6 protein-coding genes are annotated in these 7,136 nt (G+C 64.0%); 4 read left to right on the forward strand and 2 right to left on the reverse strand.

Annotated features, from left to right (window positions below; genetic code table 11):
- The first annotated feature begins 141 nt into the window (after positions 1-141).
- Both BFW87_RS29050 and BFW87_RS29055 read left to right on the forward strand, forming a co-directional pair.
- Positions 142-540 carry a helix-turn-helix domain-containing protein gene (locus BFW87_RS29050; protein ID WP_078743156.1) on the forward strand — a complete coding sequence of 133 codons (399 nt, stop codon included), beginning with the start codon at positions 142-144 and terminating at the stop codon, positions 538-540.
- Positions 541-598: 58 nt separating this feature from the next.
- Positions 599-3,361, forward strand: coding sequence for an ATP-binding protein (locus tag BFW87_RS29055; RefSeq protein ID WP_078743157.1), 2,763 nt, complete (start codon positions 599-601; stop codon positions 3,359-3,361).
- Here BFW87_RS29055 and BFW87_RS29060 read toward each other — a convergent pair.
- Positions 3,308-4,753: an ATP-binding protein gene (locus tag BFW87_RS29060; protein WP_078743158.1), complete on the reverse strand. Its 1,446-nt coding sequence runs from the start codon at positions 4,751-4,753 to the stop codon at positions 3,308-3,310. The genes BFW87_RS29055 and BFW87_RS29060 overlap by 54 nt on opposite strands.
- A gap of 149 nt (positions 4,754-4,902) precedes the next feature.
- Positions 4,903-5,853, reverse strand: coding sequence for a GlxA family transcriptional regulator (locus BFW87_RS29065; protein ID WP_078743159.1), 951 nt, complete (start codon positions 5,851-5,853; stop codon positions 4,903-4,905).
- A 181-nt stretch (positions 5,854-6,034) separates the two neighbouring features.
- On the opposite strand from BFW87_RS29065, the gene BFW87_RS29070 reads away from it, so the two are divergent.
- Both BFW87_RS29070 and BFW87_RS29075 read left to right on the forward strand, forming a co-directional pair.
- Complete coding sequence (locus BFW87_RS29070) at positions 6,035-6,757, forward strand: pirin family protein (protein ID WP_078743160.1); 723 nt, start codon at positions 6,035-6,037, stop codon at positions 6,755-6,757.
- A 147-nt stretch (positions 6,758-6,904) separates the two neighbouring features.
- Positions 6,905-7,136 (forward strand): hypothetical protein (locus BFW87_RS29075; RefSeq protein ID WP_078743161.1); only part of this gene is annotated, 232 nt, incomplete at its 3' end.

The following is a 7,136-nucleotide window of genomic DNA, read 5'->3' on the forward strand; positions in this document are numbered from 1 at the left end:
CCTGTGCTGTCTTTTACGCGCGCATACCTGGCGAAATTAACAACGATTAACTCGTCAGCCAGACGGTCCGGCGCCAAGAATGAAGCGGTCTACACTGCATCCATTCACCGGGAACGCTCCCATCGACTGCGGATATTTGTCATGGCCCGACTTGAGCCCTGTGCCCCCCGTTTATCCGCTACCGGCGGCCTATGCCCCCGGCGCGAGCGTATTGCCAAACAATTGATCCTGGCCAACCTCGGCGAAAGCCTGGCGATTGCCGACCTGGCCCAGGCCTGCGCGCTGTCGCGCAGCCATTTCTCGCGGGCCTTCAAATGCAGCACCGGGCTGTCGCCCCAGGAGTGGATTCGCCAACAGCGCATCCTGCGCGCCAAGGAATTGATCACCGGTTCAGCCCTGAGCCTCACGCAAATCAGCCTGGAGTGCGGGTTTTGCGACCAGGCGCACTTCTGCCATATGTTCACCCGCAGCGAAGGCGTCAACCCGATGACCTGGCGAAACCACCAATCGCGGCACACCTCTCAAGTGATTGCGGCCTAGTGGTCTGCCCCCGCCTGCCCTATGCTGCCCGGACCCTTTTCCCGGAGCATGGGCCACCATGAGTGACCTCAGCGACCAGGCCGTGCAGTTCGGCCCCTACCGCATCCACCCGCGCCAGCGCCTGGTGCTGGAGGCCGGTCGCCCGTTGCGCCTGGGGCGGCGCGCGGTGGACATTCTGCTGATCCTGCTGGAACAGGCCGGCAACGTGGTGAGCAAGCAGGAATTGATCGCGCGGGTCTGGCCGAAAAGCGTGGTGGAAGACGGCAACCTGCGCGTGCATATGGCGGCGTTGCGCAAGGCCCTGGGCGATGGCCAGGCCGGGCAGCGCTATATCGTGACGGTGGCCCAGCGAGGCTACAGTTTTGTGGCGCCACTGAGCATCGAACCCATGACGCTTCCCGCCGACGGCCTGCCCCAAAGCCAGGGCCATAACCTGCCGCTGTGTCGCACGCGGATGATCGGCCGTCAGGCATTGATCGACGCACTGGTGCAGCAACTGCCCCAGCAGCGCTTTATCACCCTGACGGGCGCGGGCGGCATCGGCAAGACCACCGTGGCACTGCGCGTAGCGGAGTTGCTGATCGGGCATTACCGCGACGGTATCCGCCTGCTGGACCTGGCACCGCTGAGCGCGCCGTCGATGATCCTGCCCAACCTCGCCGCCCTGCTTGACCTCACGCCCGCCGAGCATGAACCCCTGGTAACGTTCGCGCGCAACCTGCGCGAACGGCAGTTGCTGCTGGTGATCGACAACTGTGAGCACCTGCTCGACGACATCGCACTGATCAGCGAAACCCTGCTGCGCCATGCGCCCCACCTGCACATCCTGGCGACCAGCCGCGAAGCGTTGCGGGCCGAAGGCGAGTACGTGCAACGCCTGGAACCCCTGGCTTGCCCCCCCGCCACCGGCAACCGCGCCCAGGCCCTGGGCTACCCGGCGCTGCAATTGCTGGTGGAGCGGGCGATGTCCCACCAGGACAGCTTTGAACTGCGCGAAGCCGAACTGCCGCTGGCCATCGACCTCTGCCAGCGCCTCGACGGTATTCCGCTGGCGATCGAGTTGGTGGCCGCGCAGATCGAACGCTTCGGCCTGGCCGAGTTGCTGGTGCAGATGGAAGACAACCTGCGCCTGCTCACCCAAGGCCGACGCAGCGCCCTGCCCCGTCAACAAACCCTGCGCGCCACGCTGGACTGGAGCTTTGATTTGCTCACGCCCTGCGAGCAAATTTGCCTGCGCCGCCTGGCGGTGTTTCGCGGCGGTTTCAGCCTGGCCAGCGCGGCAGCGGTGATCGCCGGGGAACACATCGCGCCGAACGAAGTGCTGGGCTCAATCAGCCAATTGGTGGCCAAATCACTGCTGAACGTGGAGGCCGGTGATGACGATATGGTCTATCGCCTGCTGGATATCACGCGCACCTATGCCCTGGAAAAACTCAGTGCCGCGGATGAACTCGACACCACCCGTGAGCGCCATGCAACACGCCTTCTGGCGCTGATGGAACAGGCGCAGGACGACTGGGAACTGATCGCCACCGACTGCTGGATCGACCGCTATGCGCCGCTGCGGGAAGATATCCGCGCCGCGCTCGACGGGTGCCTGAGCGACCACGGCGCGCACCTGCTGGGCATTCGCCTGACGGTGAGCGCGATGCCGCTGTGGCAAGAGTTGTCGCTGCTGCGCGAACACGGGCTCTACGTGGGCAAGGCGCTGGCGCGGCTGGCCCAATCGCCTGCGCCGAGTCAGCGGTTGCACATGGCGCTGCAATTGGCCCTGGGCAGTTTTTCCTACCACAGCCAGGGCGGCACGCCGCAGACGGTCGAAGCGTTCGCCTGCGCGCGACGCCTGGCGGAAGCGGGCAAGGACCTCGCCGGCCAGTTACGCGCCGTGTCGGGCCATATGGCGGTCAACCTGTGCAGCGGCAACTATCGCGAGGCGCTGGCGCAAAGCCTGCACTTTGATCAATTGGGCCCGCAAACCGAGCCTTTGCTGGACCTCAGCGCCCAACGCCTGCGGGTGTTGGCGCAACACTTTGCGGGCAACCAGGCGCTGGCGTTGCACAACGCAGAGCAAGTGATTCAGCGCATGGCTCACAGTGGCCACCTCAATCGGTTTACCCATGGCTTTGGCGTGCAATACGACCAGAGCGTGGCCTCGCTGACGATCCTGGCGCGCATCCTGTGGCTGCGCGGTTTTCCGGAGCAGGCCTGGCGTAGCGCGAACCAGGCGTTGGAGCTGGCGCTGCAGATCAATCATGGCACCTCGATCTGCTACACCCTGGCCTTGGCGGGCGTGGTCATCGCCCGCTACAACGGCGACAGCGCATCCGCGCAATCACTGCTGGAGCTGTTGCTGCAACAGGCCCAGAAACACTCGGTGCAGCTGTTCCACACCTGGGCCCGGCACTATGAAGGCACGGCGCCGCCGGAACAGCTGCTGGGCCTGGGCCTGGTCCAGGATATTCTGGTGACCTTCAATGCCGCCCCGGTGGACGACGCCCTGTTTGAACGCGCCAGTAATGGCGCCGCCGGTTGGTGCACGCCGGAGATTCTGCGGGTGCGGGGCGAGGCGATGCCGGATGCTCGCGCGGGCGAAGCGCTGTTGCTGGAGGCTCTGGGCCTCGCGCATCAGCAGGGCGCGCTCGCCTGGGAACTGCGCAGCGCAACGTCCCTGGCGTTGTTATGGCAACGCCAGGGCCGCGTGAGAGCGGCGCGCGACGTATTGAACTCGGTTTACAGTCGATTTACCGAAGGCTTTTCCAGCGCAGACCTAGCTCGCGCACGCCGCCTGCTCGACGAGTTGCAGGACAAACGGCCGGCCTGAAAACGGTCCCAGATAATGCCCATATCCCTGCTGCAAACGCGCGATCTGTACCGGGTCCTGCAGTTGCGCCAAGGCGTGACTGCGCGCGCTGTTGAGCAGGCGATAACGCCGTGCGCCGGGGCCGGGCTCCACTTCCAGCAACGACACACTTTCCAGCCGCGCCAGCAGATAGGCCAAATCGGCGTGTTCCAGCTCGGTACCCCGCACCAGTGTGCCGAGGGTTTGCAGGGTCACAGCCATTTTGATCAGCGCCAGTTGCAGGAACAGCCAACGCTCGGGCAGGCTCAAACGTTCACAGGTCCAGTCCAGCGCTGCGGCCATGGATTGGTGGCGCTCTACGGCGGTGCGGCGGCCACGGGCCAATACCTGCTGGCCCCTTCGCAATTGCGCATGCACGCCCTGCACACCCAGGGCATCGACCTGAGCCGCGGCCAGTTCCAGGGCCAGGGGAATACCGTCGAGACGCCTGCAGATGTCGCGCAATGGCGTCAGGTCCTGCAGCCGCAAGGCAAACCCCTGCTGCCCGGCGCGCACCCTTGCGACAAATAACTGAACCGCCGGAGACACCAGCGCCTGCTCGACACTGGCCCACGCCGACGGGATGGGCAGCCGCAGCCCCGGCACGCGCTGCACCCACTCGCCGGGTACCTGCAAGGCTTCACGGCTGCTCAACAGCACTGTCACCTGCGGCGCACGCCGGCGCAGGGTCAGCACCAGGTGACGGCAGGCCCCGAGCAATAAATCGGCACCGTCGAGCACCAGCAACAGCTGACGCCTGGCCAATTGATCGCACAGTTCGGCGGCATTGCCACAGGGCGTCAGATTCATCGCCTGGGCCAGGTGGCGCAGCATCGTCACCGGGGCTTCGACGGTCGCCAGGTCCACCCACCACACACCGTCGCGATAACGTGGCAACACGCGCTCAGCCAACGCCAGCGCCAGGCTGCTTTTGCCGACGCCCGCGCTACCGGTGAGCGTCATCAAGGTGTGCCCGGACAACCGCCGTGCCAATGCGCCCAGCAACTCATCACGGCCGATCAGTGGGCTGAGCCGCGCGGCCAGGTTATGCCGGGGCAGCGCGCTTGGGAGCGTCGCAGGCGTGAGGAAGCAATAGCCGCGCTGCGGATCATTGAGGATATAGCGCGCGCCCTCCAACGCACGGCGCAGCGCCGCGATGTGCACGCGCAGGTTGTTTTCTTCCACCACGCTGCACGGCCAGACGCGCGCGATCAGCGTGTCTTTACGGACAAACTCGCCCGGGGTTTCCAGCAACACCGCCAGAATATCCAGCGCGCGCCCGCCCAAAGGCACCGGCAAGCCCACCTTGCTCACCAGGCGCTGCTGCCGGTGAAAGGTGTAGGGGCCAAAGCTGACTGCAGAGGGGGTATTCATCTGTGCAAAAGCGCTGAAACGCCCGGTCTCTGGCGTTTGCGCATCCTTGTCCGTGGGCCTTGGGCTATCTTGCCAGCTGGCTGTGACAGGACAATGCCGGCACGGGGAGAGAGACGGACTTTGGAGTGCGCGGGACGGACATCCGGCCGTTAACTGAACTGTTGGCGGTACTGGGTCGGGTTGAGGCCGAGCTTTTCACTGAACAAAAAGCGCATATGCCGCACGCTCCCGAAGCCTGCGTGGAACGCCACGGTCTTGAGCGGCAGGTCAGTGGTTTCCAGCAAATGGCGCGCGCGGTCGATACGCGCGCCTTGCAGGAACGCCATGGGCGTCATCTGCACCTCTTTGGCGAACAGCCGCGCAAAGTGCCGCGCACTCATGCCCGCCAGCGCCGCCATGGAATCAATGCTGAACGGTTGATCCAGCTGCGCCAGCACGTGGTTCTGCACCCGTGTGATTGCGCTTTCATGGGGGGCGACGGCGGCGGTCATCGGGCTGAACTGGGCCTGGCCGCCCTGACGCTTCATCACCACCAGCAGCACCTTGGCGACTTCGACCGCCACGTGCTTGCCGTGGTCCTGGGCGACGATGGACAGCGCCAGGTCGATGCCTGCCGTGACGCCGCCCGAGGTGATCAGGCGACCGTCCTGCAGGTAAATGCGATCGGTCTCGACGATCGCTGCCGGGAACGCCTTGATCAGCCGCTCGGTGTAGTGCCAGTGCGTCGTCACGCGGTGGCCGTCGAGCAGCCCGGCATGCCCGAGCACAAAGGCACCGGTGCAGATTGAGCCGAAGCGCCCGGCCCTTGGCGCGGCGGCCTTGAGCCATGGCAACAGGTCGGGGTGGCATTCGTTATAGGCACCCGGGCCGCCCGGCACCAGCAACAGGTCATATGCATCCCTCGCGTCGCACAGCAGCAAGTCCGGCTGCACGCTCACGCCATTGGAAGCGCGCAGCGGGCCGGGCTCGGTGCCGAGGGTGAGAATGACATAGTGGGACGCCGCCGGCAGGTAGCGATTGGCAATCGAAAACACTTCAAGCGGCCCGGCCATGTCGAGCAGCAGAAAGTCCGGAAACAGCGCCATGGCCACGGTTTTCATAAGGGGGAAGCGTCCATCGAGAAGAAAGGCGGCGAGCATTATGACACGCCCTTAACTGTCAACTCACAAGAGACAGTTATTCAAATTCAAGCTTCTTAATGAATATCCCAGTAACCAGTAACCTTCTTCTCAACGCAAGCGCTCTGCATCTCGCAGCCCACGCTCACTTGAGGACGAAATCATGCTGACCCTTCGCAAAGCTTCCGAACGCGGCGCCGCCAATCACGGTTGGTTGAAGTCGTTTCACACCTTCTCGTTCGCCAACTACTGGAACCCCAACGAGCAAGGTTTTTCCGACCTGCTGGTGATCAACGATGACCGGGTGGCGGCCGGTAAAGGCTTCGGCCAGCACCCGCACCGCGACATGGAGATTTTTTCTTATGTGCTCGAAGGCGCCCTGGAACACAAGGACACCCTGGGCACCGGTTCGGTGATTCGCCCTGGCGATGTGCAACTGATGAGCGCCGGCAGTGGCGTGGCCCACAGTGAGTTCAATCACAGCCAGACCCGTGGCGTGCACTTCCTGCAAATCTGGATTGTGCCGAGTGAGGCTGGCGCCGAGCCACGCTATCAGCAGGAGCATTTCAGCGAGGCGCAGAAACGCGGGCGCTTGCAGTTGATCATCTCGCCGGAAGGCACCGACGGTTCGCTGCATGTTCGCCAGGATGCGCGGGTGTATGCCGGCCTGTTCAACGGCGACGAAAGCGCGAGCCTGGATCTGCCGCCAGATCGCCACGTGTACATCCATGTGGCGCGGGGCAGCGTCGAGGTCAACGGCCAGCGTTTACACGAAGGCGACGGTGCCCGCGTGCGCGATGAACGTGAGATTCGCCTGAGCCACGGCGAGGACGCCGAGGTGCTGGTATTCGACCTGCGCCCTCAGGAAGTACCGCAGATGCCTTGACCGTCGGTGCGATGGCCCGCCCCAAAACGGGTCATCGCTGGCATCGATAGTCACCATCAGTGCAATGAAGTTCTCTAAAAAAATCCAGCGCGTAACATCAAACCCATACAGAGCGACACCCAACTAAAACACTCGGAGCACACCACCATGAAACGCCAAATCTTGCTTAGCCTCGCTTTCTCGGTACTCGCTGCAAACGCTTTTGCTCACCCGGTTGTCGCTGAAGGCGGCGCGGATCGCCTGATGGAAAGTCGTGTTGCCGAAGGTGGTGCAGACCGCCTGCAAGGTAACCGCGTCGCCGAAGGTGGCTCTGATCGCTTGCTGGAACGTCGTGTTGCCGAAGGCGGCGCTGATCGCTTGCAGGAACGTGGCCTGGCTG

It is taken from the genome of Pseudomonas fluorescens, assembly GCF_002022275.1.
In the GTDB taxonomy this organism is placed as follows: domain Bacteria; phylum Pseudomonadota; class Gammaproteobacteria; order Pseudomonadales; family Pseudomonadaceae; genus Aquipseudomonas; species Aquipseudomonas fluorescens_AJ.